Genomic DNA, 25,145 nt, shown 5'->3' with positions numbered 1-25,145 from the left:
GGCGCCCGCTCGCTACGGACGCAAGGGAGACACCGGAACGCCATGTTCGACACGGAGGTGATCATCGTGGGCGCTGGCCCGGTCGGGCTGACGCTCGCTATCGACCTCGGCCGCCGCGGCATCCGCTGCACCCTCGTGGAGCAGAAGCCGGCGCCGGAGTTCCTGCCGAAGATGGAGCGCTGCAACGCCCGCACCATGGAACTCTACCGGCGCATCGGCCTCGCCCCGCGCATCCGTGCCGCGGGGCTCGCGGCGAATGTGCCCATGGACGTCTTCGTGGTGCTTTCCATGGTCGAGCCGCCGCTGCTCCACCTGCCCTATCCCTCCGTCGCCGAGGCCCAGGCGCAATGCGCCGCCAGCGATGACGGCACGCAGCCGGCGGAAGCCTACCAGCTCATCTCCCAGTACACGCTGGAGCCCCTGCTGAAGTCGGTGGCCGGGGACTTCCCCTCCGTCACCCTGCTCTACGGCCACGCCTTCGAGGCCTTCACCCAGGACGAGCAAGGCGTAACGGCCACCATCCGCGCCCCCGGCGGCGCAACCCGCAGCATCCGCGCCGCCTTCCTGGCCGGCTGCGATGGCGGCTCAAGCGCCGTGCGGCGCCAGCTCAACATCCGCCTGCGCGGCGAAGGCAACCTGCTCCGGCTCCGCCAGGCCCTGTATCGCTGCGACGAGCTTTTCGCCCGCCTGCCCCTGGGCCACGGCCCCGGGCACGGCCGCCACTACCACGTGGCCGACGATCGTTCGAGCTTCCTGATCATGCAGGACTCCACCCGCCATTGGACCCTGCACGCCGTGGTGGACAGCGACGAGGCGATGAGGCGGCAGTTCGAGCAGGTCGTCGCCGCCCCCGTGGCGTACGAGATGCTCTACTGCGGCGAATGGCGACAGAACCTCCTCCTCGCAGATCGATACGGCGAAGGCCGCGTGTTCCTGGCCGGCGATTCCGCCCACCTCGTGATCCCCACGGGCGGCCTCGGCATGAACACCGGCGTCGGCGACGCCTTCGACCTGTCCTGGAAGCTCGCGGGAACGCTGCGCGGCTGGGGCGGCCCGAATCTTCTGCGCTCCTACGAGGTGGAGCGCCGCCAGGTCGGCGACCGCAACATCGGCGCCTCCCGCTACGCCTCGCTCGGCCGCCGCAAGTGGCGCTCGCAGTACCGGCCGGAGATCCGCGACGCGACACCCGCCGGCCAGGCCGCGCGCGAAAACCTCGCCCGCGTGGCGGATGTGGAGCAGCGCAAGACCAACGAGATGATCGGCGCCGAGCTCGGCTACCGGTACGTCGACAGTCCCATCATCGACAACATCCCGGGCGGGCCCGAACACCTGTTCCGCGAGTATCACCCCACCACCTGGCCCGGTGCGCGCCTGCCCCATACATGGCGCGCGGACGGCTCGGCGGTGCAGGACCACATCCCCGACAGCGGCTACGCCCTGCTCCGCCTCGGTGGCACGGCCGCCGACACCGCCAGCATGCAGCAGGCGTTCCGCGCCCGCGGCGCACCTCTCTCGGTGATCGAGGTCGCGGAGGACGCACCGCGCGCCCTTTACGGCCACGACCTCCTGCTGCTGCGCCCCGACCTGCACGTGGTCTGGCGCGGCGATGCCCCGCCAGCCGACCCCGCGGCGCTGGCGGCCACCGCCACGGGTTTCTGAGGGCGGGCGCGGCTACAGCGTCCAGCCACCATCGATGACGATCGCCTGCCCGGTGACGAAGGCGCTCTCGTCCGAGGCGAGATACACGGCCAGCGCGGCGATCTCCTCCGCGCTGCCCAGCCGCCCCATGGCCTGCCGCGCCACGAAGGCGCCCCGTGCCGCCTCCATCCCCCCGGCGGCCGCGGCATTGGCCGCGATCCGCTCCCCGAGAGAGGGTGTGTCCACCGTGCCCGGGCAGATGCAGTTCAGCCGCACGCCCTGCGCCACCACGTCCACCGCCGCCGCCTTGGTCATTCCCACCACGGCCGCCTTGGTCGCCGCATAGGTGAAGCGGTTCGGCGCCGCCTTTGCCCAGCCCGCGGCGCTCGCGATGTTGACCACCGCGCCGCGGCCGCGCTCCACCATGCCGGGCAGCACCGCGGCCATGCCCTTCCAGGTCGCCCGGCAATTCAAGGCGAAGGCCAGCTCCCACTCGGCATCCGTGCAGGTCAGGGCGGTGTTCTGGTGCACGATCCCGGCGCAGTTCACCATCACGTCCAGAGCCCCGGCCTCCGCGACCGCGCGCGCGAAGGCCGCGTCGTCGAGCACGTCGAGTGCCCGCGTTTCGCAGCCTTCCAGCCCCGAGAGCTTGTCCGCGTCGCGGTCCGTCGCGACCACCCGCCCCCCCTCGCTGACGAAGGCGAGCGCGATGGCACGCCCGATCCCCTGCCCGGCCGCCGTCACGAAGGCGCTCTTGCCTCGCAGCCGTTCACCCATGGACCCGCACTCCCTGCCTGTTTCACCCATGCTCGCATGGGGGCGGCCGATGCGGGAACCACCTCCGGGGATGCATTCCGCGTGAACCAAGCACCCTGATGCACTATGCTGGCGCGCAACGGGGAACGGTTCTTGCTGACCGGGAAACCGCTACAGCGACAGAGGGCTTGATGGCTTTTCCCGTGTTCCGGCGGCGCACCGCGCTTTCACTCGCCGCCCTCGCGCTTCCGGGCCCGGCATCGGCGCAGGAGAACTGGCCCGACCGCCCGATTCGGCTGGTGGTTCCCTTCGCACCCGGCGGCGTGACGGACAGCATCGGCCGCCTCGCCGCCGAATGGATGGGCGCACGCCTGGGCAGGCCCGTCGTGGTCGAGAACCGCAGCGGCGGCAACGGCACCATTGCCGCGGAGTTCGTCGCCGCCAGCCGCCCGGATGGCTACACGCTTCTGGTCGCCAGCGCCTCGCAGATGGTCGTGCTGCCCGCGCTGACGAGCGTCCGCTACGATCCGGTCCGCAGCTTCGCGCCGGTGTCGATCGTGGCGAGCAATCCTTTCGCCCTGACGGTGCCCACTCAACTCGGGGTCTCGAACCTTCAGGAGTTCATCGCCCTCGCCCGGCGCGACCCCACGCTGAACTACGCATCCGCCGGCAACGGCTCGGGCAGCCACCTCACCATGGCCCTGTTCCTGCGCCGCGCCGGGATCGAGATGCAGCACATTCCCTATCGTGGTGGCGGCCCCGCGGTGCAGGATCTGCTGGGTGGGCGCGTGGCCGCCTACTTCGGCAATCCGGCCGAGGCCGTGCCGCAGCTCGCGGGCGGAAGGTTGCGCGTGATCGCAACCTCCGGCCGCGCGCGCATCGCCGAGCTGCCGGACGTGCCGACGGTGACGGAGCAGGGTGTTGGTGGCGTGCTCACCGAAACCTGGAACGGCATCGCCGCCCCGGCGGGCACGCCACCCGCCATCGTCGCGCGCCTCGCGGAGGCCCTGCGCCCGGCCTGCGCCGACGCGAACTTCCGCGCGGCGCTTGGCCGCCTTGGCGTCGATCCCGTCTGCAACACGCCAGCGGATCTCGCGGCCCGTATCGAGGCGGACCTCCCGGTCTGGCGCGAGGCCGTACAGATCTCAGGCGCGACGCTCGACTAGGCCATCGCCGCGGCGCGCCGCGTGCTCTCGATCAGGGAGGTGCGCAGGAGAAACTCCCGCGCACGTCCCGGACTGGCCGCAGTATCCGCCAGCGCGTCCAGTTCGGTCCGGCGCCGCGAGGGGTCCTTCTCCTCCAGGCGCTTCTTGTTCGCCACCGTCTGCTGCTGCACGAACTCGATGTTCAGCGTGCGGCGGCGGCGCTCATAGCCGTCCAGCAGCACGGGGTCGGCACCGCCGAACACATGCGCCGACAGCGTGTCCGCCAGGTCGATCGCGTCGTGGATCCCGAAGTTCAGCCCGAGGCCGCCGATCGGGTTGTTCACATGCGCCGCATCCCCGGCGAGGAAGACGCGGCCCTCCCGGAAGCGCGCCGCCACCCTCTGGTGGACCTTGTAGAGGTTGCGGTGCACGAGGTCGTACCGCCCACGCTTCGGATGCAGCCCCTGGAGCCGGGCCTCGGCCTCCTCGTCCGAAAGCGCCACCTCATCCGGCTCGTCGGCGCGCGTGGGGAACACCGCCCGCCAGCGCGGGCCCTCACCGTCGCCCGCCACCTTGAACAGGTTCGCCCATTCGTCGGGGTCGGCGAAGTAGTTGCGGAAGCAGCAGCCCAGCATCGCCTCGAAGTCGTCCGTCACCGTCAGCACGATGAACCGCTCCGGCCAGGTATAACCCTCGAACGCGATCCCCAGCGCCTTGCGCACCGTGGACCGCCCGCCATCCGCGCCGACCAGCCAGTCAGCGCGCAGCAGCGTACCGTCAGTCAGCCTGGCCGACACGCCCGCCGCATCCTGCTCCAACCCTACGATGCCCGTGTTCAGCCGCACGTCGGCGTTGGGCAAAGTCGCCAGCCGGTCGAGCCCCATGCGCGCCAGCTTGTGCTGCTCCGTCTGCACGACGAAGGGGAAGGGCGTGTCCTCCGCCAGCACGGCGTGGTCGAACTCCGCCACCTTGCGCCCGGCCGGCCGATCCCAGAACTGGAAGCGCCGCGCCACCAGCCCCTCCCTGACGAAGCGCTCGATCAGTCCCACGCGCTCGATCATCGCCAGCGTGGAAGGATGCGTGGTGGAGGCGCGCGGGTTGCGGTCGATGTCTCCCGCTGCCTCCAGCAGCGTCACGGAGAAGCCGGCATCCGCCAGGGCCAGCGCGGTGATGACGCCCACCGGCCCCGCGCCCGCCACGATCACGCTCGGCACGGCCATCAGTGCGCGCTCCCCGAAAAATCCATGGGCAACCGGCAGCCGGCGACGCGCACCTCGCGCATTCCCGCAGGCGTGTTGCGGCTGCGGCCGACGAAGCGCGGCACCCCGGCGGTGAACACCGCCGAGACAGCCGGCACGTCCCCGTTGGAGATTGCCGAGAGCGCGTCGTCCTTCGAGCCCCCGGCACAGGCGTCGATCAGCACCACGTCCGCATCGCGCCCTTCGGCCAGGATGCCGGCGTTGAGGCCGTAAACGCGCGCGTTGTTGCCGGTGGCCGCCGCGATGGCGCGCTCCGGCGCCATGCCGCCGAGGCTGGCCAGATGGCTGATCGTGTAGAACATGCCGAGCGGCATGATGCCGCTTCCGGTCGGCGTGTCCGTCGCGATCAGCAGCCGCTCGGGCTGTCCGGCCTCCTCCAGAAGCCGCGCGGTCAGCAGCGCCGTGCGCAGGTTGCCTGCCGTGCAGATCTGCATGGCGACGGAACTCTCCCCCACCAGCCGCGCGAAACCCTCCTCCGGCATCGCCACCGGCCCGCCATTGACGTGAAAGGAAACGGTGGGGTCCGAGGCCAGCACGTGCTCCGCCCAGATGCCCGACGATCCCGGGATGGAAGAGCCACCGGTGTGCATGGTGGTCACCATCCCGCAGGCCCGCGCCTCACGCATCAGCGGCGCGTAGTCGTAAGGGGTCGCGAAGGCACCGAAGCCGGCCTTGGCCAGCCAGATTCCGGCCTCCCGCAGCTCCCGCAGGTCGGCCCCGGTCAGCCCGGGCTCCAGGATCACCGATCCCGCATGCACGCGCATGCCGCCCGGCCGATAGTCGCGGAAGCAGGCGGCGGCGGCCAGCGCCAGCGCCTTCACCCCGGCGGGGTCCTTCGGCCGCCCGGGCACGTGTACCTCGGAGGCCGTGATCGCCGTCGTGGTGCCGCCGTGCAGGTAGCTCTCCAGATAGCCCACCACCCGCTGGCGCGGCGTGTAGTCACCGAAGGTGATGTGGACGTGGCTGTCGATCAGCCCGGGAATCGCGATCGTTCCCGCCGCATCCACGGTCACATCGACATCCGCGATGCTCCCGGGCGGCAGGTCGCCGATGGCGGCGATCCGGCCACCCTCCAGCAGGATGCTGCTTCCCGCCACGAAGGGCGCGTTCAGGTCGCCCGATACGATGCGCGACAGGTTGACGATCGCGACCCGCATGTCAGCGCAGCCCGTCCCGTGCGCTGATCTCGGCCGCCTTCAGCCCGCCCACCCTGGCGTTCAGCCGGCCGCGGTTGGCCAGCACCACGATCAGCGCGACCTCGTCCGGTGCCGGCGCATCCGGCGGCAGCGCGACGGTGACGCCATCGTAGTGAGAGCGCACGTAAAGGGCGTCCTTGTGCGCCAGCGGCACGTCAATGGCCGCGCCCGGTGCCGCCAGCTTGGTGAAGGAGGGGATCCAGGCGAGCGCCCCGCCCACCGCGACGCGCAGAGGCTCGGCGAAGGTGGTGGTCAGCATGGCGTTGGCATGCTCCTGCTCCCCTCGCAGCCCCACCACCCCACCCTTCCCGTAGCTTTCCACCGCGAGGCCGCCCATGGCCTCGACCGCGAGCCGCGCCAGCAGCGCGCCGACGGCCTCGCTGTCGGCAACGGCCTGGGACAGATCGGCCTCGTAGCGTCCGGCGAAGGGGTTCCCGACGATGGCCGTCGCCGCCACCTTTCGCAGGGGCGCAGCATGCCGCTGCCCGTTCTCCACGGCCCTTTCCTCAACCTGCGTGAACCAGCGGCGGACATCGAGCGGCATGAGGCATTCCCGTAGGGGCGGCGGGGCAGGCGCCGCGATCGGCGTTGCGGATGATTCCCGCGCATCATAAGATTGTCAAACAATCCTCGGGCGCGGAGAATGCTGGTGCAGGGCACGACCATCCTGTTTTCGGAGATGACGCCGCCGCCCGGCCAGGAGGCCGGGTTTCACGACTGGTACGACACGGAGCACATCCCGCTCCGCATGGCCGTGCCCGGTTTCGTCTCCGCCCGGCGCTACCGCGACACCGCCGAGGGTGCGGGCGGCTTCCTGGCCGTCTACGAGATGGACGCACCGGGCGTGCTGGCCTCGGAAGCCTATGCCGGCGTGAAGAACCGCCCGACCGAGGCCACCCGCAACATGCTCGGCAGCGTGTCCGGCTTCACGCGCTACATCGGCCAGGAGATCGCCGTGCGCCGCCGGACCGAGGGCGACGCCGCGTCCGCTCTGGAGGCACCGCTGCTCTACGCAGTCTGGTTCAACGTTCCCGCCGAGCGCTGCGGCGAATTCGACGCCTGGTACGAGCAGGACCACGTGCCGCTGCTCATGGAAGCGCCCGAGTGGCTGATGGTGCGCCGCTTCCGTGTGACCGACGCCGACCCGCTGCCCTATAACCGCCTCGCCCTGCACTACCTGTCGGACGGTTCCGCCCTGACCTCTCCCGCACGGGAGAAGGCACGCGCCACGCCCTGGCGTGCGAAGCTTGCGGCCGAGCCCTGGTTCAAGGGCACCTATGGCGTCTTCGAGGCCATCCGCCCACGCCAGCGCCCGCCGGTCACCTGACCATCCCCGCCATGGATCTCCGCATCGCCCCCCAGGGCGTCCAGTCCCAGGCCGTGGACCGCCTGCGCGAGGCGATCGTCTCGGGTCATTTCCTGCCGGGTCAACGGCTGGTCGAGGCCGAGCTGTGCCGCGCCCTCGGCATCAGCCGCGGCTCCGTCCGTGAAGCGCTGAGGCGGCTGGAGGGAGAGCGCCTGGTGCTGATGACTCCCAACCGGGGCCCGTCGGTGACGGAGTTGAGCTGGGAGGAAGCCGCGCAGATCTACGATGTCCGCGCCCTGCTGGAGGGCGAGGCCGCCGCCCTATCCGCCACCCGCGCCACCGAAGCGCAAAGGGAGGCCATGGCCGCCGCCCTCGCCGACTTCGACGCCGCCGCGGCCGCGGCGGACGCCCCGGCCCGCATCGCCTCCACGGCCCGCTTCTACGCCGCGATGCTCTCCGGCTGCGGCAATGCCGTCATCGAGGACGTGCTTCGTGGCCTGCACGCGCGGATCAACCTGCTGCGCTCGCGCTCCATGTCGAGGGAAGGACGCGCGGCGGAAAGCGCGCTGGAGATGCGGTCGATCCTGCAGGCGATCGCCAGCCGGGCGCCCGAAGCGGCCCGTCTCGCGGCCGTCAAGCACGTCCAGGCCGCACGCGAGGCCGCCCGGCACGCGGGCACCATCAGGTCAACACGCGCGGCCTGAGCAGGTACCGCAGGGAGACGCACCAGTCACGCGCCCACGTCCGTGGTCGCTCAGAGGACCAGGCGGATCAGGGCAACCACCCCCGCCCAGGCGGCAACGGAAAGCGCGACGATGACCAGGAGGGACAGGCGCAGCGAGAGGCGCTCCCGGGGCTCCTGTTCCTTCTTCGAAAAGGGCGGCAGTATCTGCTGATCGCCGTCAAGCGGGTGTTTCAGGTGCATGCCAATCCCCGGCAAGCGCAAGGCTCGCGATATCGTGATCGGACACTAAAACAGTTTCGACGTCGTCGCAAATGGAAAAGCGGCGCCGCGCCTCCGGCGCACTTGATGAACTCTGGGTGGGGCCGGGCCGCTAACCCTGCTGCTTCCCGCGAACTGCGTCCCATTCCGCGGGCATGGGCTCGAACAGCGCCACGTCGCCGCGCAGCAGGCTGATCAATGCTGGCAGCTGATCGATCCGGCATGGATGAATGAGACCGCCCACGATCGAAAGCTCACCGTCCCTCACCACCCGGAATGAGAGCAAGTGGAAGCGCTGCCCTGCCCTGCCACGGTAAGCGGCCCTGCGGAGCACCGGCCCTGGTCCCTCCAGTCGGACGGCGAGAGCCACCAGGAGCAGCAGCGGCAAGGTCAGCGCCAGCAGGGCCAGCGCAAGGAGAACCTCCGTACCTCGGACCCAAAGATGCGCTTGAGCCTGCCTGCGAGGCGACGCAGCGCCTCTTGGGGGGGCTGGTCTCAAAGGGGTCTGCTGTACCGCCTGATCGATCGGGGCTTGGCTGGCGACACGGTCTGGCGGAGGAACTGAAAGGTGCATGCGGCCACCGTTTGACCCGGCAGGACCGGGAGAAATGCACCAGCGACATCCGGTGCGGGACACCGGAACGCTATCCGTGTGAGTGCCGCGAGCGCTGTGCCTTTCCTCACAGAAAGACGTGCGTAACACTGCATATCGATAATAAAAAGCAACAACCGAAGAGTTATTCCAAAGACAGATCATTCCGCCTGAGCGCATCGCTCGCTCACACTTCGGTGATTTGTTACCTTCAGCCACCTTCTATTACGGTTTTTGGAAGGAACAGGAAGGTCATTCCGGCGCTGCGGTTCATTTTACGCTTTGGGGGAAAAGCATCCATGTTGTCATTTCATTCAGCGATCTTCGCGAGACCCATGGGCGGCCTCCTCGTCTGGCGGCTGGCCGGTCCACTGATTGCAGCGACATCTGTTCTGCTCTGGATCGCGCTCGCCAACGCCTTCCGCCAGCTTCTCTGAGCCGACGCTCCGAACAGCCGGCGTCCATCCTCCTCTCACCTGCGCGACTCAGGCCCAGCCTTCACTGATCAGACCGCTACCCTTGACCCCGGGCGCGTGGCTGTTCCCATCTTCTTCCGGCGCCCTGCGCCCGAAGGATCCTCATGCTGCGCCTCCGTGTTGGCAACATGACCTGTGGGGACTGGACCGAGAGCGTGGACGCTCCCCTCAAGAAGGCCAGGGATGGAGGCCGGAACACAGCCTGCAGTGCCATTCGACCACGCCCGGCGGGAGGTGACCTTCCATGCCGAGAAAGAGGCTCTGCCCCGGCTCGTCGAAACTTTCGCCCGCGATGCATGAAAGCCGGAGCAGCGGCCTGAGCCATGAAGCCGCCGGCCCGAGCGCCCACCGGGTGGCGGTGCCTGCCCGTGATCCGGATCTTCGGCCTTCAGGGGAGGGTCCCCACCGGACGGCCGTCATGGCATCGGTCGAGGCGGACCTCAGCGCCGCGCCAGCGCCCGCACTTCCCGGAGGTGCTCACGCAGCATCGGCACCTCTTGCGCGGCGAAAGCCTTCACATCGGCGTCCGTCCCATCGCGTGCCTCAGCCTCGAAAAGGCGAATGTCCTCCTCGTGGTCCTCTACCATGGCCTGCGCGTAAGCGCGGTCGAAGTCGCGCCCGCGCAGGGCAGCCAGAAGATCGTAAACCTGCTGGTGCTCCGCCCCGATCCCCTCCCTGCGTCTGCCGGGCCAGCTCCATCATGGCGTGGTTCGCGCGGCCGTGGTCGTCGATCATGTGCTGGCCCAAGCGCTTCACAGCCGGCGAGCGTCCATTCTGCTGTGCTAGCTGCCCCAGCTGCACCTCAGCCATCCCTCCCCTGGCCGCCGTGGTCATGAAGGTGGCATCGCTTCTCGAAAGGGTCGGGTTCACCTCGCCCGTGCCGCCGCCAGACTGGTATTGGCCGCCTCTGCGTTCCGGCGCAGTCCGAAAGCACCAGCGCCGAGAGGGCCACGCCCAAAATTGCCTGCTCCGCGGTCGTCCTTCCACCATCCGATGTGGCCGGGCACGTCCCGCAGCCTTTCCCGTGCCAACCGCTAGGGGTCGCACGCCCGTTTTCAACGCGGACAGGAGAGGCTCGTTCGTCGCGCGGACGCCTATTCCCTCCCGCCCTGTCCGGCACGTGGCACCAACCGGCTTCGCGCGGATGCCAAAGCCATAGGAACTTCACGCGGACCAGCCCGGGCCATCCGACGTCGCTAAGAGACCGGGGCTGCCCGCCCGGGTGCCCGGGGCGTGCACCCATCGCCAGTCTCCTTGCCGGTTACCTGAAATCCCATCAGGGCCGCATGACCTGCCGGCATCCCGCGCCCGAGGTTGCCTCGGCCTCGATGTTCTCCCAGCCATACCGCATGGGCACCATCTCACAGTTCGACCATGCGGCATTCTGGTCGGCGTAATGCGGACTGCCGGGCTGGCCAGACACCCCGTGGAACACCGCCCAGCGGCAGTTCTCCCAGTTGCCGACATCAAAGGCGTAGCGCGCGAGCGGACCGTAGGCCGCAGCCGGGCCAGCCCCTGCGATCACTCCCTGCGCCAGCACGGTGTCGCCATCGCCTCCCAGCGGACGCGACGGCGCGTCGAGAAGCCCCGCGGCGTCTGGGAACATGGCCGAAAGGGGGTGCGCGAAGCGCGGCCGGTGCGCCTCGCCCCAGGGCATCAACGGTTCGCGCCCGGCCTTCGCCAGAGCCGCCTCCATTGCCTCGCCCCAACCCCAGCCGCCCAGCAGCGACTCGTCACCCGCCCGCAGCAGCGCCGGCAGGGTCCACCAGAGCTGGTTCAGCGGCGCCACGCCGGGAGAGGGCGCGAGCCAGGGGTGCCCCGCTGTCGCCACGAGCCCGCTTCGTTCCGCCAGGATCACCGTGAGCGCCCGCCGGAACGCGACATAGCCCGTCGCGGCCTCGCTGCCCGCCTCCATGCGCGCGTCCCAGTCCAGCAACCGGGCCCGCAGCGCCTTGGCCCCCGCATCGGCGGGCGTGGGCATCGCCGCCAGCCGGTCACGGAAAAGAGCCGCGATGGGCGACGCGACGTCGCCATGCACCGCCCCTGCCGCTTCCGGCGCGTGCGGGGTCGCGGCCAGGAGCGCCGCGATGCGGCGGGCCCGGTGCGGGGGATGACAGTCGGTGCAGAGGTAATCCGGATGTCCATCGGCGACCACACGGTTGTTGGCCGTCACGATCACCCCGCCGGGTGGGTCCAGAACGGCCGGCATCGCCTCGTGCGCGATCCAGCCATCCCATTCGTGCGCCCCGGTCCAGCCCGGCACGGGCAGCCATCCATTCTCCCTCGGGCGGCGCGGAACGCGGGCGCGAACCAGGTGCCCGATGTGTCCGGCGACATCGGCGGCGACCAGGTTGTGGTCGATCACGCCCCAGCCCCGGGTCGCCTCGAACAGCTCCGCCACGCCGCCCGCGCGGAGCATGCGCGGCAGGCAGTCGAAGGAATGGTCTGCTTCGGCGAACTGCACCGATTTCAGCGCCAGCGCGGTGCCCTTCAACGGATCGCCTGCGATGACCGGCCCGTGCACGGTCTCCAGCACCGGCACGGCCCGGTCCGGTCCGCCCCGGACGGCCACCGTCTCCACCCGCCGCCGCACGGGCATCCAGCCCTCGGCCGTGAGGCTTGCGGTGCCGGTCTCGTCGAAGCGCTCCAGGTAAAGATCATGGATGTCCATGAACGCGTGGGTCACGCACCAGGCGACGCGGCCGTTATGCGCGAAGTGCGGGAAACCCGGCACGCCCGGCACGGTCAGACCGACCACGTCGAAGGCGTCGCAGGCCAGGTGGTGCTGCGCGTACATGTTCGGGATCTCGAAGACACGATGGGGGTCGCCCGCCAGCACCGGCCGCCCCGTCGCGCTTTGCTCCGGCCCGACCGCCCAGTTGTTGCTGCCACCGCCCGTCGCGTCCGCGCCGGACGCTTCCAGCAGCGCGGCGATGGACGGGCCGAGTGCCGCGAGGTCGGCTGCCCAGCGCTCGGCCTCCACCCCCGGCGGTATGCAGAGCAGGTCGCCCCCGCCATCGTCGTAGCGCAGCTTCGCGGCCGCGTCCGCCCCCACCACCGGCAGCGCCGCCGCGCGCCACAGCTTGAACCAGACAGACCCCATGAGGAGCCCGAGCCGCCGCATCACCGCGATCGGATGCCAGGGCTCCCACAGCTCCGGCACGGCGACCAGCAGCCCATACTCGACCGGCAAAGGGGCGCCCGAGCCAAGGAAAGCATTCACCCCCGCGGCATAGGCGCCCAGCATGGCCCGGGCCGCCGGCGTCGCCGCTTCGTAATCCCGCCGGCTCGCCGCCTCCACTCCCAGGCGCCGCGCGAGCACGTCGCCCGCGAGGGCGGCCTCCCCCAGCCATTCCGCCGCACGCCCGAGCGCCCGCCGCCGGTTAAGCTCCATCTGGAACAGGCGGTCCTGCGCATGCACCGCGCCCAGTGCGAAGAAGGCGTCCCCCTCTCCCTTTGCGCGGATATGCGGAATGCCCGAGGTATCGCGCAGCACCACAACCTCCGCCTCCAGCCCGGGGAGGCGCAGTTCGCCGGAAAGCGGCGGCAGGGCGGCGCGAAGGGCGGCGTCGTCGAGGTGTGTCTGCATGGATGATCGGCCGTTCGGTTGTCGTCAGACGATATATCAAATAACGTCGGTGCCAAATGCGTGCCGCCGAACCGAGGCCGGAGGACATCCCGCTGACCCGCGCTCCCAACCCGAAGCTTCCTCGTTCCGTGCGCATGCGCCGGTCCGCCGCAAAACGCGTGGCGCAGCCCGCCGCCATTCGCGCGCGCGCCCAGGCAGCTCCCGAAGACCCGCTCGAAAGCCTTCCCCGAATCGGCCGGGACAACCTCGCCGGCCGGGTCTATGCCGAGCTCCGCGCCGCGCTGATGGAAGGCCGCATGGCGCCGGGCCAGCGCCTGAAAATCCGCGAGCTCGCCGCCGCAATGGGCGTTTCCGAAACCCCCGTGCGGGAGGCCGTGATGCAGCTGGTGCGGGAGCGGGCGCTGCGCATGGAGGCTGCCAAGTCCATCACCGTCGCCGGCCTCACCCTCGACGAATACCTGGAGCTGCGAACGGTGCGCATGGCGCTTGAGGGCTTGGCTGCCGAAGCGGCGGCGCTGCGCATTCGGCCGGAGACGATCGAGGCGATGGCGAGCGACCACGCGGCCCTCGTGGAGGCCGAGGCGCGCGGCGACGCGGACGCCGCCAACCGCGCCAACTGGCGCTTTCACCAGAGGATCCACCGCGCCGCGGCCATGCCGGAGCTGCTGGCGATCATCGAGGGCATCTGGCTGCGCAACGGTCCCACGCTGGCGCATCTCTATCCCCACGCGCCGCCCACCTATCCCGGCCGCCACCGCCACCTCGACGTGCTGGACGGGCTGCGCGCCCGCGACCCGGCCGCGACCTGCCAGGCGCTGGCCGCCGACATGACCGAGGGGGGCGCCGGCCTGGTGCGCCGCCTGCGGGAGCTGGAGGAAAGGCCATGAAGCGCAGCCCTCTCCGCACCGAAACGGACTGGTTCCGGCTGGAGGCCGAGGAGGCCGACTGGGCTGCCGAATCGCCGGCCGACCTCGCCCGATGGACCGAGCAGCTCCTGCTCATCCGCCGCTTCGAGGAAGCGATCCTCGACCTGCACGGCCAGGGCCTGATCCATGGTCCCGCCCATGCCTCCATCGGGCAGGAGGCGGGCGCGGTGGGCGCCATGTCCGTCCTCGGCAGCGGGGACAAGATCAACGGCACGCACCGGGCCCATCACCAGATCCTGGCCAAGCTCCTCAACCACGCGACGCCCGAGGGCTATGACCCCCGCCGGGACCCGCCGACGGCCGCGGCGGCCGCGCTGGTGCAGGGAACCATGGCGGAGATCATGGGGCTTTCCAGCGGATTCTGCGGCGGGCGCGGGGGCTCCATGCACATGCGCCACGCGGAATCAGGCGTGGTCGGCAGCTCCGCCATCATCGGCGGCAACGTGCCGCATGCCGCCGGCTACGCGCTGGCCGACAAGGTGCTGGGCCGCGACAACGTCTCGGTCGCGTTCTTCGGCGACGGCACGCTGATGGCCGGGCAGACGCTGGAGGCCATCAATCTGGCCGCCCTTTACACGCTGCCGGTCATCTTCTTCCTCGAGAACAACTTCTACGCCGTGTCGACCCATGTCCGGGAACAGACGCGCGAAACCCGCCTCACTGGGCGCGGCGCCATGTTCGGCGTGCCCTCGGTGGAGTGCGACGGCATGGACCCCGTGGCCGTGCGCCGCGCCATGCAGTGGGCGCGCGAGACCATCCGCGAAAAGGGCGGCCCGGTTTTCGTCGAGGCCGTCTGCTACCGCTTCCTGCACCAGTCCGGCCCCCTGCTGGGCAGCCAGCTTGGCTACCGCAGCAAGGAGGAGGAAGCGGAATGGCGGGCACGCGACCCGCTGCTCACGGTGCCGGCACGGCTGGAAGCCATGGGCGTGCTCGACGCGGCGGGCTTCGAGGCGCTGGACGCGCGCGCGCGGCGCATGGTGGCGCAAGCGGCCGAGGCGCTGACCGAGACGGCGCCCGGCGCCAACGCGCCCTCCATACGCCCGGGCCTGCTGCCCGACCCGGGCGAAGTGGACCGCGGCATCCGCGGGGACCTCACCGAGTTGCGCGGCGAGGCCATGCGCGAGGCAACCTCCGTTCCGGCCGAAGCGGCGCGCGAGATGAAGTTCATCGAGGCGGTCGCCGCGACGCTGCTGCACAACATGGAGCGCGACCCGCGCATCGTCGTCATCGGCGAGGACATCCACCGCCTGCGCGGCGGCGTCTCCGGCTCCACCAAGGGCGTGATGGAGCGTTTCCCCGAGCGCGTCTTCGCCACCCCCATCTGCGAGAACGGCTTCACCGGCATGGCGCTCGGCGCCGCCCTGTGTGGCCTGCGCCCGGTGGTGGACATCATGTTCGGCGACTTCACGGTGGTCGCGGCCGACCAGATGTTCAACGGCATCGGCAAGTTCGCCCACATGTTCGGCGGCGGCGTGCCGATCCCGCTGGTGGTGCGCGCGCGCGTGAACCCGGGCGCGGGCTACGGCTCGCAGCACTCGATGGACCCTTCCGCGCTGTTCGCGATGTACCCGGGTTGGCGGATCTTCTCGCCCTCCACGCCGCACGACTATGTCGGCCTCATGAACAGCGCGCTGCGCTGCGAGGACCCAGTGCTGGTGATCGAGCACCAGGACCTGTTCCAGACCACCGGGCCCGTGCCGGTCGACCTCGACTATTGCATCGCCCCCGGCACGGCCCGCGTCGCCCGCGCCGGCAATGCCTGCACCGTGCTGACCTATGCGGCCATGGTCCGCGCGGCCGAGGAAGCCGCGACCACGACCGGGATCGACGCGGAGGTGATCGACCTGCGGACCCTTGACCCGCTCGGCCTCGACTGGCCCGCGGTGGAAGCCAGTATCCGCCGCACCAACCGCGTGCTGATCGCCGAGCAGACCGCGCGCGGCACCTCCCACGGGGCAAGGCTGGCCCAGGAGGTGCAGGAGCGCTGCTTCGACTGGTTGGACGCGGAGATTCTCCGCGTGTGCGGGAGCGAGGCGGCCCCGACGGTGTCAAGGCCGCTCAACCACGCTGCGCTGGGGGACAGCGCCAAGGTCGCCGCGGGGCTGCGGCAACTCGTTCCCGCGCGCGGTTAGCGCATCCGCAGGTCCTGCACGCGCACCAGCGCGTCGGGCATCGCGCGCAGCCCCTCCAGCCGCGCGGAGGCGCCGTGCAGCACGCGCGAATGCCAGAGGTAGATGTAGGGCCTGTCCCGCAGCAGCACCCGCATCGCCGCCCCATACGCGGCGGCGCGGCGCTCCGGTTCCACGCTGCCCCGTCCCTCGCGCAGGGCCGCGTCCGCCTCGGCGGAGCAGTACTTGCCTCCGTTGAGACTTTCCCCGCAGGCGTTGAAGCCCCACAGGTTGCCATCCAGGTCGACGCGGCCGGACCAGGCGATCAGCAGCGTCTCGAAATCGCCCGCGGTCCACTGCCGCAGCAGCGTCGCGGTCTCGATGACCTGCAGCTCCAGGTCGATCCCGGCCTCGGCGACCATGGCCTGGATGATCTCGGCGGCCTGGGTGTACTCGCTGGTGTTGGGCACGGACATGCGCATCCGCAGCCGCCCCTCGACGCCGGCCTCCCGCAGGAGCGCCCGCGCGCGGGCAAGGTTCCGGCCGGGCACCGGCAGGGAGGCGACGTAGTTCGGACTTCCCGGCGAAACCGACTGGTTCCCCGCCAGGTACTGCCCGTCAAAGGCCACCTGCACCAGCGCCTGACGGTCGATCGCCAGTTCAAAGGCTTCCCGCACCCGCGGGTCCCGCCCCATGGGGCTGTCCGCACGCGGCCCGTTCGCGATGTTCACCGCGACATAGACGCTGTTCAGGCTGGGCACGCTCACGACCCGCACGCGCCGGTCCGCCCGGATCTCCGGCAGATCCGTCGCCGCGACGCGCTCCACCACGTCCAGCTGTCCGGAGCGAAGGTTGGCCGCCGTCACCGTGCTGTCGGTGATGGGCCTGTAGACCAGCCGGTCGAAGTGGATGCGCGCCGCGTCCCAGTATTCCGCGAAGCGCTCCAGCTCGATCCGGTCCTGCGCAACGCGGCGGGTGAAGCGGAACGGGCCGGCGCAGGACGGTTCGCGCGCGAAGTCCTGGTTCACGCGCCCCGCCGCGCGGGGGGAGACGATCATCCCGGCGCGGTCGGACAACGCCGCCAGGAGGGGGGCAAAGGGCTGCCCGAGCCGCAGCGTCACCTCCAGCGGTCCGGTGGCCAACACCTCCCGCACCGGCCCCATCTCGCCCCGCCGGGTGGAGCCGGGTGTTTCCAGGTGGCGCCGGAGGCCGGTCACCACGGCCTCGGCGTCCATCGCCGCACCGTCGTGGAAGCGCACCCCCGGGCGCAGCGTCAGCACCAGGGCGCGCCCGTCCTCCGCCCAGCGCCAGGCGGTGGCGAGCTGCGGCACGAGGCGCCCCTCCGCGTCCAGCTCGATCAGCTTGTCGCACATGGCCGCGAAGACCTGCCGCGCCGCGAGGCTCCGCGACAGGGTCGGGTCGAGAACGTCCGGATCACTGACGATGCCGACGCGCAGCGTTTGCGCGGAGGGCGCCTGCGCCAGGGCCAAGTCGCTGGCCGCCCACAGCGAAAGGCCGAGCAGGGCCGCACGGAAAACGCGCATCAGCGATCCTCACCAGAAGCCTCGCCAAAGCCTGCCTTGGCGAATATGATATATCAAGCGCGAAGCAAGGATCGCCCGATGCCCGACACCATGTTCCAGGCCCAGGCGCTGTCCCAGGCCGAGGGAGCCGCAGGCCCCATGGACGCCGCGTTGCGCGCCCGTGCCCGCCAGGTGATTCCTGGCGGCCTCTGGGGCCACCTGAACGCGGCCAAGCTGCCTGACGGATATCCGCAATTCTTCTCGCGCGCGGAGGGATGCCACCTCTGGGACGCTGACGGCCGTGAGTTCATCGACCTCATGTGCTCCTGGGGGCCCATCGTGCTCGGCCACCGGCACCCGGCGGTGGAAGCCGCAGCCAGCGCCCAGGCCGCGCAGGGCGACTGCCTCAACGGCCCTGCCCCCGTGCTGGTGGAGCTCGCGGAGCTTCTGGTGGAGATGATCCCGCACGCCGACTGGTGCCTCCTGGCCAAGAACGGCACCGACGCCACCACGGCTTGCGTCACCATCGCGCGGGCGGAGACCGGTCGGCGCAAGCTTCTGGTCGCGCGCGGCGCCTATCACGGCGCGGTGCCATGGTGCTCGCCTTCCGTCGCGGGGGTGACGGAGGAGGACCGCGCGCACCTGATCCCCTTCGAATACAACGACGCCGCGAGCCTGGAGGCGGCGGCGGACCGCGCCGGCGCGGATCTCGCGGGGATCATCGTCTCCGCCTTCCGCCACGACATGGGCGTCGCTCTCGAACTGGCGGATCCCGCCTTCGGGCGCCAGGCCCGCAGCATATGCGACGCAACCGGCGCCGCGCTGATCCTGGACGACGTGCGCGCCGGGTTCCGCCTCGACCTCGGCGGCTCCTGGGAAACCATCGGCGTGCGTCCGGACCTTGCGGCCTACAGCAAGGCCATCGCGAACGGCCACGCGCTCGCCGCCGTCACGGGGGGAGAGCGGTTCCGCGAGGCGACGACCCGCGTCTACACCACCGGCTCCTTCTGGTGCACCGCCGTGCCGATGGCCGCTGCGCTGGCGACGCTGACCGAGCTTCGCCGCATCGATGGCCCCGCCCGGATGCGCGCGATGGGGGAGCGCCTGCGCGCGGGACTGGACCGCTTGGCCGCGCGCCACGGGCTTACCATACGCAACAGCGGCCCGCCCGCCATGCCGCTGATGCAGTTCGAGCAGGATCCGGGCGTGCGGCTGGGTGAAGCATTCTGCGCGGCCGCATTGCGGCATGGCGCGTATTTCCACCCGCGGCACAACATGTTCCTGTCCTGTGCGCATGGGGAAGCCGAGATCGACACGGCGCTGGAAGCCGCCGACGCCGGCTTCGCGGCCGTGGCGGCGATCGCGTGACGGGCTGAAGCTGGCTGTCGGCGGATCTTACACATCCCGCCCCAGCCTTTCTTGCACAAACCGTAACGATCTGAATCTGCATTATTTGCTTTTGTGGAACGAAGTTTGCTCTCTCTGTCCCCGCCGCAAGTGGCACGGATTGGAGAAGAGAAATGGACCGTACTCGTCTGGCCTGCATGGGTCTTTGCATGGCACTGCTCGCCGGCGCAGCGCCGGCCCGTGCGGACTTCATCGGGCAGGCGTTCACGCCAACCTATGAATTCCCCGTGGCGGGTGCCGCCTATGGCCCCTCCTCCTGGTCGCCCGCCAGCTTCACGGTCGGTGCCGGTGTGGAAACGACCGGGCTGATCGAGGGCGTGACCAGCATCGCCACGGACTTCAGCGCCGCCCGGCTGGTGCTCGTCCTGAGCACCGACCTCGTCTCGCCGACGTGGAGTTCCGTTCCCTTCAACGGACCCGTTTTCACCTCCGGCTCGAACCTCGGGATCACCGGTGCCGTGGTCGATGCGCTCGCGACGACGCTCGCCGGCTTCGACGACAGCCGCGTCTCCTTCACCGGCAACGAGGTCCGGATCAACTGGAACGGCTTGTCCTACATCACGGGTTCCCAGGTCGCGGTGGACTTCACCTTCTCCCAGAACCCCGTGTCGGTGCCCGAACCCTCGACCCTCGCCCTGTTCGGCCTGGGCCTGCTCGGGCTCGGCGCGGCGCGGGCCCGCGCGATGCGGTGATGGGGTTCAACGGCCGCCCACCCGGCGCCCCCGCACACCGGGCGGCGCACGGGCCGGCGCGCGAGGGCCTGCACGGCCAGGGTCGAGCGATGCTGCCGACCCTCCATTCCCGGGCTACGCTGCCGAAACCGCCTTTCGCTTGGAGCGATCGTGGTTCCACGGCGACCGCCCGTACTCGGCCGGGCCGTCGCACCTGCAGCCAGCCAGTCTGCGGCACATGCGGGGTGGCGGAGACCAACGCCTCGGTCGGTGCCCAGGCCTCGCCCGACACCCGGAGCAGCGCCCTTCCCCATCTCCCATGATCCACGCCTGCCACGCGTGCGGAAAACCCTTCCGCTCCGAGCCGCCGATCGCGTCCGATCGTTAAACCGACACCTCCCAGAAGATGGGGAAGCTGGACCGGATCAGGCCCTTCATGCGGTTGCGGTAGCCCGCGGGGCGGGAGAACTGGCCCCACATCAGGTTTGGCACCAGCTCGTAGGCAATCGTCTGGATCTGGTCCGCCAGTTGCCGTTTTTCCGGCAGGCTTCCCGCTTTGGCGAAGCGGTCCACGAGGGTGGGGATGCGCGCATCGCAGCTCCAGCCCGGGTAATCGGCGCAGGTGCTGGCGATGTAGAAGTGGTTCAGGGGCGACACCATGTCCACGCCGTTGGAATAGACGGGAAACAGGCTCCATCCCTGCTTGTTGGCGCGGCGCGCCAGGACGGTGCCCCAGTCCATCACCTGCTCGTCCACCGTGAAACCGGCCTCCTTCATCGCCTGGGCAAAGACGTTGGCCGCCGTCTGGGATATGGAGGCGGACACCTCCAGCATCACCACCGGCTCTCCCTTGTAGTTCGTGCGCTTCAGCATCTCCCGCGCAAGCGCCACGTCGTAGCGCGCCGGCTCGGCGCCCGCCCTTGTTTCCAGCGGCGCGTCGCACATCCAGAAGGAGGGGCAGCCCGGCCTCGCGAAGCGCGCGGGGATGCCGATCGCCTGCATGATGCTGGACTGGTCCACCAGGTGCCACAGCACCTTGCGCACCTCCGGATCGGCGAAGGGGCCGCTGGCGTGATTGAGCCGGAAGTTGCCCTGGAACATGTGGATGCCAGTCAGCCCCATCAGCTCCACGCTGCGGGAGCGTTCGAGGCGGGAAAGCTGGTCGAAGGCGAGGTACTGCACATAGTCCACCTCGCCCGCCGCGAGGGCGCTCGCCGCCGTACCGTCGTCGGGCATGACGCGCAGCACCAGACTGTCCAGCTTCACGCGCTTGCCGCCGGCCAGGAAGTCCGGCGGCTCCTCGCGCGGAACGTAGTTCGGGTTGCGGTCCAGCACCATGCGGTCTCCCGCGCGCCACTGGTCCTGGCGGAAGACGAAGGGGCCGGAACCGATGATCTCGGTGATACGCGCCGACGGATTGGACGGGATGATGCGCGCCGGGATGATGAAGGGAACGGGCGCGTTCGGCTTGCCCAGCACGTCCAGCAGAAGTGGAAACGGCTCCTTCAGCACGATGGCGAAGCTGTCCGCCCCGCGCGGCTCGATCGAGGCGACAACGGCCTGGAGCATCCGCCCGAGCGGATCGCGTGGCATCCAGCGATTGAGCGAGGCGACGCAATCCGCCGCCGTGACGGGCGCGCCGTCATGGAACTTCAGTCCGTCACGCAGGGTGAAGGTCCAGGTGAGTCCATCCGGCGAGGCCGTGTGGTCGCGAACCATCTGCGGCCGGATCTCGCCGTTCTCGGCCATCGCGAAGAGCGTGTCCCACACGTGATAGCCGAAGGTGCGCGTGATCGCGGCCGTGGTGGCATAGGGGTCGAGGATCACGACCTCCGATTCCAGAACCAGTGTCAGCGTGCCCGCGGCCTGGGCGGGCCGGGCCAGGAACGGCATTCCGGCTGCGGCGAGAGTGGCGGCGCCGGCGCGCATCAGCGCGCGCCGTGGCACGCGCCCGGCAGTGGGATGCGTCAGCATGGCGTGTTCCTTCCTGGATTTCTTCTCGGCAACGGGCGTGGCGCGGCGGCTCGCGCCGCGCGGCGTCGGGTGGGCTCGGCGATGCTGCACTTCGCGCCAGGCACTCGGCGGCTCCTTGGAAGCCGGGTAAGGACGATATATCAGATATCGGGCGTGCGGCTCCAGCATGATCGAACGGGCCGCCCGCCACGGAGGAGCCACGCCCATGTCCGAGAACGACGTTCTGTTTCTCACCGCCGAACAGGCGGCGGCGCTGATCCGGCGGCGTGCACTCTCCCCGGTGGAGTACATCAATGCGGTACTGGCCGCGGCCGAACGCGCACAGCCCGCGCTGAATGCCTTCGTGACCCTGTTGCACGACCGGGCGCGGGAGGCGGCCCGCGCCGCCGAGCGCCAGGTGATGGAGGGCGCCCCGCTCGGCCCACTGCACGGCGTGCCCGTCAGCATCAAGGACCAGGTGGACACGGCGGGCATCCACACCACCCACGGCTCCGCGATTTTCGCCGACAATGTCCCCGCCCGGGACGACATCCTCGTGACGCGCCTGCGCGAGGCCGGGGCCATCCTGATCGGCAAGACCCGCATGCCGGAATTCGGCCACAAGGGCATGACGGACGGACCAAGCTTCGGAGTGACGCCCAATCCCTGGGACCTGTCGCGCACCTCCGGGGGATCGAGCGGCGGTGCGGCGGCAGCGCTGGCGGTGGGGCTGGGGCCGATCGCGCTGGGCACGGACGGTGCGGGCTCCATCCGCATCCCGGCCGCCTGCTGCGGGGTGGTGGGGCTGAAGCCGACGCTCGGCCTGGTGCCCTGGGAGGCCAGCACGGACGCCTTCGGCAACTACACCTATGCCGGCCCCATGGCGCGCAGCGTGACGGATGCGGCGGTGATGCTGCGCTCCATGGCCGGACCCAGCCCGCGCGACCCCTGGAGCCTGAACGGGCCCACGCTCTCGGGGCCTTCCGCCGGGTTGGTCGGCGGCGACCTGTCGGGGCTGCGGGTGGGTTTCATCGAGCGCGCGGCGAACCCGCGGCTGGACCGCGACATGGAGACCAATGCCCGCGCCTCGCTCGACGTTCTGGCTGCAATGGGCGCGGCGGTAGAATCCGTGGCCGATCCCATCGACTGGATCGAGTTCCCGGGACGCGTGATGTACCAGGGCAACTTCGCCGTCGCGATGGCGAAGCACCTGCCGGAATGGCGGGACCGGATGGACCCGGTGCTGCTGGCCTTCATGGAACGCGGGGAGGGTTTCAGCATGGCCCATTTCCGGCAGGCCCAGTATGCCCGCACCGGCCTGTTCCGCGCCGTGCAGGCGCTGATGGAGCGCTACGACGTGCTGGTCTCGCCGACGCTCACGCGCACCGCGCTGCCGGCCGACTTCGACGCCGCCGATGACGAGGTGGAGGTCGAAGGCGAACGCTGCGGCATCACGCGGCAGGGCTGGAGCGCCTACGTCTATCCCTTCAACCTCACGGGGCACCCGGCACTGACCGTGCCATCCGGCTTCGCGCGGGACGGGCTGCCGACGGGCGTGCAGATCATCGGCCGCTGGGGCGCGGACATGGATGTGCTGCGTCTGGGCGCGCTGCTGGAGGCCGCGCGGCCCTGGGCGCAGAACCGCCCGCCGGCGATGGTCACGCCCGCGCCCGGCGCCGCCCTCACCGGTCCTCCAGGCCAAGTTCTTCCTGTACGAGGCTGACCCAATAAGCCGAGCCGAGTGCGAGGGCCTGGTCGTTGAAGTCGTAGAGCGGCGTGTGGACGTTGTGGAAGCTGCCATCGGGATTGCTGCCGTTGCCGATGCGCATGAAGGCTCCCGGCTTTTCCTGCAGCATGAAAGCGAAGTCCTCCCCGCCCGTGCTCAGGGGGATGTCGCCGACACGGGCTTCGCCGACGAGCGCCGCGGCCGCGGCGGACGCCACCGGGACTTTCCCCGCGGCGTTCACCGTGGGCGGGCAGAGTGGTTCGTAGAGGGACTCCGCCGTGCAGCCATGCGCCGCGGCCAGGCTTTCCGCCAGCTCCGCGAGGCGGCGCCGGATGATGGCCTGAGCCTCCAGCCGGAAATAGCGTGCCGTGCCGCGCACCATCACCTCGGACGGCATGACATTGGGCGAGTTCGCGGCGCCCCCGGAGACATGGCCGACACTCAGCGCCGCACCCTCCGTCGGGTGGAGGTTGCGCGGCAGGATGGTCTGCACGGCCAGCAGGAACTGCCCGAGCACCACGGTGACATCAGTGGCCAAATGGGGCGCCGCACCGCCATGGCCGCCTGTGCCGCGGAAGGTCACGCCCCAGAAATCGGCACCAGCAAGGATCGGCCCCACACGAGTTGCAAACCGGCCGACATCAATGCCGGGCGAATTGTGCAGGCCGTAGACGGCATCAACGGGAAAGCGGTCGAACAACCCGTCGCGCAGCATGGCCTTGGCACCCGTCCCTGCCTCCTCGGCGGGCTGGAAGATGAATTGCACGGTGCCCGCGAAATCCCGGTGGTCCGAGAGATAACGCGCGGCGCCCAGCAGCATGGCCGTGTGGCCGTCATGCCCGCAGGCGTGCATCTTGCCGGGCACGGTGGAGCGGTGCGAGAATTCGTTCCGCTCCTCGATGAACAGCGCGTCCATGTCGGCACGGAGCCCAATGGCGCGCTGGCCGGGCCGCCGGCCTTTCAGCGTGCCGACCACACCGGTCACGCCGACCTTCTCCGTCACGTCCAGGCCCCAGCCACGCAGCTTCTCCGCGACGATGCCCGCGGTGCGCACCTCCTCGAAGCGGGTCTCGGGGTGCGCGTGGATGTCGCGGCGCAGGGCGATCAGCTCGTCGGCATAGGACTGGATCTCATCCAGGATGGCTTGGCGCGTCATGCTCAGGTGCATTCCTCGAACGGCATTTCGGGAGGGTTGCGCGAGGCTGCGTCCACCCGGCTGCGCGGTCAAGGCGCGTGCCTGTCCCAGTGGGCAGGCGTCCCGTCACCGGGCTTCGCTGTGGTACGGCCCGGTTCCGGATGGGCGAGCTGCTTGATCACCAGCACATCGGCCGCGAACAGTCCAGCTACCGCCCGGACCGTGAAGATCTCTCCGACATCCAGCTAGCGGCGTCCGGGCTCGGCGACAAGGATGGAGCTGGCGATCCCGCCGAAGCCGCCAAGGCCCAGCGTTGAACCACCCCCGTCACCCGGCTCACAGTGGGGAAGAAAGCTGCTGCAAGTGCAGGCAGCGAGGACCGCGCCGTGTATCATCACGGTGCCCGCGACCAGCACCAGCAGCCCGGCCGTGCCGCTCACCTGCCCCATGCCCAGATCGCCAGGGCCGTCAGCGCGAAGCCGGCCGCGATCACCAGATTGGCGTTGAAGCGATCCATCAGGAAGCCGAACAGCACCGCGCCGACGCCGCCGAGAGAAAAGAGGGCTGAGATCAACGCTGCGGTGGCAAGCATGAGACCGGCGTCGCGGAACAGCAGCGGCATCCGTTGATGCATTGCGTAGAAGATCACGCGCTTGAATAAGTGAGCCAGCCAGAAGCTGGCGGGACCGATGACGTCGGCGCGCGACAGCACCAGCGAGGCGCCTCCCCTCCCCTCGCCCGGCACATGTCGCGCCGGAACATCAGCCCCGCGGCACCGGTGGACCACACGGGGCCG

Annotated in this window: 23 protein-coding genes and 1 pseudogene; 11 read left to right on the top strand and 13 right to left on the bottom strand. The window is 70.2% G+C overall.

Annotated features, from left to right (window positions below; translation table 11 throughout):
* The first annotated feature begins 42 nt into the window (after positions 1-42).
* Positions 43-1,659 carry an FAD-dependent monooxygenase gene (locus ACFFIC_RS08945; protein ID WP_377049829.1) on the top strand — a complete coding sequence of 539 codons (1,617 nt, stop codon included), beginning with the start codon at positions 43-45 and terminating at the stop codon, positions 1,657-1,659.
* Positions 1,660-1,671: 12 nt separating this feature from the next.
* On the opposite strand, the gene ACFFIC_RS08940 is transcribed toward ACFFIC_RS08945, so the two are convergent.
* On the bottom strand, positions 1,672-2,415 hold the full coding sequence (locus ACFFIC_RS08940) for an SDR family oxidoreductase (RefSeq protein ID WP_377049828.1): 744 nt from the start codon (positions 2,413-2,415) through the stop codon (positions 1,672-1,674).
* Positions 2,416-2,585: 170 nt separating this feature from the next.
* On the opposite strand from ACFFIC_RS08940, the gene ACFFIC_RS08935 reads away from it, so the two are divergent.
* Positions 2,586-3,560, top strand: a complete 975-nt coding sequence (locus tag ACFFIC_RS08935; RefSeq protein WP_377049827.1) for a Bug family tripartite tricarboxylate transporter substrate binding protein — start codon at positions 2,586-2,588, stop codon at positions 3,558-3,560.
* On the opposite strand, the gene ACFFIC_RS08930 is transcribed toward ACFFIC_RS08935, so the two are convergent.
* From ACFFIC_RS08930 to ACFFIC_RS08920, 3 genes are read right to left on the bottom strand one after another with little or no spacing between them, the layout of a single operon-like run.
* Positions 3,557-4,759 (bottom strand): FAD-dependent oxidoreductase, encoded by a 1,203-nt coding sequence (locus ACFFIC_RS08930; RefSeq protein ID WP_377049826.1) that lies wholly within the window; start codon positions 4,757-4,759, stop codon positions 3,557-3,559. The genes ACFFIC_RS08935 and ACFFIC_RS08930 overlap by 4 nt on opposite strands.
* Entirely contained in the window at positions 4,759-5,955 is a 1,197-nt protein-coding gene (locus ACFFIC_RS08925) for an amidohydrolase family protein (RefSeq protein ID WP_377049825.1), read from the bottom strand. Before ACFFIC_RS08925 ends, ACFFIC_RS08930 begins: the two co-directional genes overlap by 1 nt.
* A 1-nt stretch (position 5,956) precedes the next feature.
* Entirely contained in the window at positions 5,957-6,538 is a 582-nt protein-coding gene (locus tag ACFFIC_RS08920) for an amino acid synthesis family protein (RefSeq protein WP_377049824.1), read from the bottom strand.
* A 105-nt stretch (positions 6,539-6,643) separates the two neighbouring features.
* Between ACFFIC_RS08920 and ACFFIC_RS08915 the strand changes: the two genes are divergently transcribed.
* Complete coding sequence (locus ACFFIC_RS08915; protein ID WP_377049823.1) at positions 6,644-7,321, top strand: hypothetical protein; 678 nt, start codon at positions 6,644-6,646, stop codon at positions 7,319-7,321.
* An 11-nt stretch (positions 7,322-7,332) separates the two neighbouring features.
* A complete protein-coding gene (locus ACFFIC_RS08910) occupies positions 7,333-8,004 on the top strand; it encodes a GntR family transcriptional regulator (RefSeq protein WP_377049822.1) in 672 nt (223 codons plus the stop codon).
* Between the two features lie 50 nt (positions 8,005-8,054).
* Here ACFFIC_RS08910 and ACFFIC_RS08905 read toward each other — a convergent pair whose 3' ends face one another.
* Complete coding sequence (locus tag ACFFIC_RS08905; protein WP_377049821.1) at positions 8,055-8,225, bottom strand: hypothetical protein; 171 nt, start codon at positions 8,223-8,225, stop codon at positions 8,055-8,057.
* A gap of 130 nt (positions 8,226-8,355) precedes the next feature.
* Positions 8,356-8,817, bottom strand: a complete 462-nt coding sequence (locus tag ACFFIC_RS08900) for a sugar transferase (RefSeq protein ID WP_377049820.1) — start codon at positions 8,815-8,817, stop codon at positions 8,356-8,358.
* A gap of 317 nt (positions 8,818-9,134) precedes the next feature.
* On the opposite strand from ACFFIC_RS08900, the gene ACFFIC_RS08895 reads away from it, so the two are divergent.
* On the top strand, positions 9,135-9,272 hold the full coding sequence (locus ACFFIC_RS08895) for a hypothetical protein (RefSeq protein ID WP_377049819.1): 138 nt from the start codon (positions 9,135-9,137) through the stop codon (positions 9,270-9,272).
* 479 nt (positions 9,273-9,751) lie between these two features.
* On the opposite strand, the gene ACFFIC_RS08890 is transcribed toward ACFFIC_RS08895, so the two are convergent.
* The 3 genes and pseudogenes from ACFFIC_RS08890 to ACFFIC_RS08880 form a co-directional block, all read right to left on the bottom strand.
* Complete coding sequence (locus ACFFIC_RS08890; RefSeq protein ID WP_377049848.1) at positions 9,752-9,979, bottom strand: DUF4142 domain-containing protein; 228 nt, start codon at positions 9,977-9,979, stop codon at positions 9,752-9,754.
* 22 nt (positions 9,980-10,001) lie between these two features.
* Positions 10,002-10,301 (bottom strand): annotated as a pseudogene (locus ACFFIC_RS08885) (DUF4142 domain-containing protein); the annotation flags it as partial.
* Positions 10,302-10,587: 286 nt separating this feature from the next.
* Entirely contained in the window at positions 10,588-12,900 is a 2,313-nt protein-coding gene (locus tag ACFFIC_RS08880) for a penicillin acylase family protein (protein WP_377049818.1), read from the bottom strand.
* Positions 12,901-13,058: 158 nt separating this feature from the next.
* Here ACFFIC_RS08880 and ACFFIC_RS08875 point away from each other — a divergent pair, with 158 nt between their 5' ends.
* Both ACFFIC_RS08875 and ACFFIC_RS08870 read left to right on the top strand, forming a co-directional pair.
* Complete coding sequence (locus ACFFIC_RS08875; protein ID WP_377049817.1) at positions 13,059-13,787, top strand: GntR family transcriptional regulator; 729 nt, start codon at positions 13,059-13,061, stop codon at positions 13,785-13,787.
* Positions 13,784-15,958 (top strand): alpha-ketoacid dehydrogenase subunit alpha/beta, encoded by a 2,175-nt coding sequence (locus tag ACFFIC_RS08870; protein ID WP_377049816.1) that lies wholly within the window; start codon positions 13,784-13,786, stop codon positions 15,956-15,958. Before ACFFIC_RS08875 ends, ACFFIC_RS08870 begins: the two co-directional genes overlap by 4 nt.
* Here ACFFIC_RS08870 and ACFFIC_RS08865 read toward each other — a convergent pair.
* Complete coding sequence (locus ACFFIC_RS08865) at positions 15,955-17,478, bottom strand: ABC transporter substrate-binding protein (RefSeq protein ID WP_377049815.1); 1,524 nt, start codon at positions 17,476-17,478, stop codon at positions 15,955-15,957. The genes ACFFIC_RS08870 and ACFFIC_RS08865 overlap by 4 nt on opposite strands.
* A gap of 78 nt (positions 17,479-17,556) precedes the next feature.
* Between ACFFIC_RS08865 and ACFFIC_RS08860 the strand changes: the two genes are divergently transcribed.
* Positions 17,557-18,825 carry an aminotransferase class III-fold pyridoxal phosphate-dependent enzyme gene (locus tag ACFFIC_RS08860; RefSeq protein WP_377049814.1) on the top strand — a complete coding sequence of 423 codons (1,269 nt, stop codon included), beginning with the start codon at positions 17,557-17,559 and terminating at the stop codon, positions 18,823-18,825.
* Between the two features lie 152 nt (positions 18,826-18,977).
* Positions 18,978-19,556, top strand: a complete 579-nt coding sequence (locus ACFFIC_RS08855) for a PEP-CTERM sorting domain-containing protein (protein WP_377049813.1) — start codon at positions 18,978-18,980, stop codon at positions 19,554-19,556.
* A 363-nt stretch (positions 19,557-19,919) separates the two neighbouring features.
* Here the strand turns inward: ACFFIC_RS08855 and ACFFIC_RS08850 are convergent, their stop codons facing one another.
* On the bottom strand, positions 19,920-21,509 hold the full coding sequence (locus ACFFIC_RS08850; protein WP_377049812.1) for an ABC transporter substrate-binding protein: 1,590 nt from the start codon (positions 21,507-21,509) through the stop codon (positions 19,920-19,922).
* Between the two features lie 205 nt (positions 21,510-21,714).
* Between ACFFIC_RS08850 and ACFFIC_RS08845 the strand changes: the two genes are divergently transcribed.
* Positions 21,715-23,211, top strand: a complete 1,497-nt coding sequence (locus tag ACFFIC_RS08845) for an amidase (protein ID WP_377049811.1) — start codon at positions 21,715-21,717, stop codon at positions 23,209-23,211.
* Here ACFFIC_RS08845 and ACFFIC_RS08840 read toward each other — a convergent pair.
* A complete protein-coding gene (locus tag ACFFIC_RS08840) occupies positions 23,171-24,370 on the bottom strand; it encodes an amidohydrolase (RefSeq protein WP_377049810.1) in 1,200 nt (399 codons plus the stop codon). The two genes, ACFFIC_RS08845 and ACFFIC_RS08840, sit on opposite strands and share 41 nt — an antisense overlap.
* 140 nt (positions 24,371-24,510) lie before the next feature.
* On the opposite strand from ACFFIC_RS08840, the gene ACFFIC_RS08835 reads away from it, so the two are divergent.
* Complete coding sequence (locus ACFFIC_RS08835) at positions 24,511-24,666, top strand: hypothetical protein (protein WP_377049809.1); 156 nt, start codon at positions 24,511-24,513, stop codon at positions 24,664-24,666.
* Between the two features lie 119 nt (positions 24,667-24,785).
* Here ACFFIC_RS08835 and ACFFIC_RS08830 read toward each other — a convergent pair whose 3' ends face one another.
* Positions 24,786-25,061: an MFS transporter gene (locus ACFFIC_RS08830; protein WP_377049808.1), complete on the bottom strand. Its 276-nt coding sequence runs from the start codon at positions 25,059-25,061 to the stop codon at positions 24,786-24,788.
* Positions 25,062-25,145 lie beyond the last annotated feature (84 nt).

It is taken from the genome of Muricoccus vinaceus, from assembly GCF_042433125.1.
Classification (GTDB): Bacteria; Pseudomonadota; Alphaproteobacteria; order Acetobacterales; family Acetobacteraceae; genus Roseomonas; species Roseomonas vinacea.
The sequence above is the reverse complement of the archived record's forward strand: the minus strand, read 5'-3'. Positions and strand labels throughout refer to the sequence as shown.

Excerpts from the sequence above, each read along its gene's own strand:
- ACFFIC_RS08845 (WP_377049811.1), top strand. The coding sequence starts at position 21,715 with ATGTCCGAGAACGACGTTCTGTTTCTCACCGCCGAACAGGCGGCGGCG.
- ACFFIC_RS08905 (WP_377049821.1), bottom strand. The coding sequence starts at position 8,225 with ATGCACCTGAAACACCCGCTTGACGGCGATCAGCAGATACTGCCGCCC.
- ACFFIC_RS08940 (WP_377049828.1), bottom strand. The coding sequence starts at position 2,415 with ATGGGTGAACGGCTGCGAGGCAAGAGCGCCTTCGTGACGGCGGCCGGG.
- ACFFIC_RS08895 (WP_377049819.1), top strand. The coding sequence starts at position 9,135 with ATGTTGTCATTTCATTCAGCGATCTTCGCGAGACCCATGGGCGGCCTC.
- ACFFIC_RS08835 (WP_377049809.1), top strand. The coding sequence starts at position 24,511 with ATGGGCGAGCTGCTTGATCACCAGCACATCGGCCGCGAACAGTCCAGC.
- ACFFIC_RS08935 (WP_377049827.1), top strand. The coding sequence starts at position 2,586 with ATGGCTTTTCCCGTGTTCCGGCGGCGCACCGCGCTTTCACTCGCCGCC.
- ACFFIC_RS08900 (WP_377049820.1), bottom strand. The coding sequence starts at position 8,817 with ATGCACCTTTCAGTTCCTCCGCCAGACCGTGTCGCCAGCCAAGCCCCG.
- ACFFIC_RS08925 (WP_377049825.1), bottom strand. The coding sequence starts at position 5,955 with ATGCGGGTCGCGATCGTCAACCTGTCGCGCATCGTATCGGGCGACCTG.
- ACFFIC_RS08920 (WP_377049824.1), bottom strand. The coding sequence starts at position 6,538 with ATGCCGCTCGATGTCCGCCGCTGGTTCACGCAGGTTGAGGAAAGGGCC.
- ACFFIC_RS08850 (WP_377049812.1), bottom strand. The coding sequence starts at position 21,509 with ATGCTGACGCATCCCACTGCCGGGCGCGTGCCACGGCGCGCGCTGATG.
- ACFFIC_RS08870 (WP_377049816.1), top strand. The coding sequence starts at position 13,784 with ATGAAGCGCAGCCCTCTCCGCACCGAAACGGACTGGTTCCGGCTGGAG.
- ACFFIC_RS08880 (WP_377049818.1), bottom strand. The coding sequence starts at position 12,900 with ATGCAGACACACCTCGACGACGCCGCCCTTCGCGCCGCCCTGCCGCCG.
- ACFFIC_RS08865 (WP_377049815.1), bottom strand. The coding sequence starts at position 17,478 with ATGCGCGTTTTCCGTGCGGCCCTGCTCGGCCTTTCGCTGTGGGCGGCC.
- ACFFIC_RS08910 (WP_377049822.1), top strand. The coding sequence starts at position 7,333 with ATGGATCTCCGCATCGCCCCCCAGGGCGTCCAGTCCCAGGCCGTGGAC.
- ACFFIC_RS08930 (WP_377049826.1), bottom strand. The coding sequence starts at position 4,759 with ATGGCCGTGCCGAGCGTGATCGTGGCGGGCGCGGGGCCGGTGGGCGTC.
- ACFFIC_RS08860 (WP_377049814.1), top strand. The coding sequence starts at position 17,557 with ATGCCCGACACCATGTTCCAGGCCCAGGCGCTGTCCCAGGCCGAGGGA.
- ACFFIC_RS08840 (WP_377049810.1), bottom strand. The coding sequence starts at position 24,370 with ATGACGCGCCAAGCCATCCTGGATGAGATCCAGTCCTATGCCGACGAG.
- ACFFIC_RS08855 (WP_377049813.1), top strand. The coding sequence starts at position 18,978 with ATGGACCGTACTCGTCTGGCCTGCATGGGTCTTTGCATGGCACTGCTC.
- ACFFIC_RS08945 (WP_377049829.1), top strand. The coding sequence starts at position 43 with ATGTTCGACACGGAGGTGATCATCGTGGGCGCTGGCCCGGTCGGGCTG.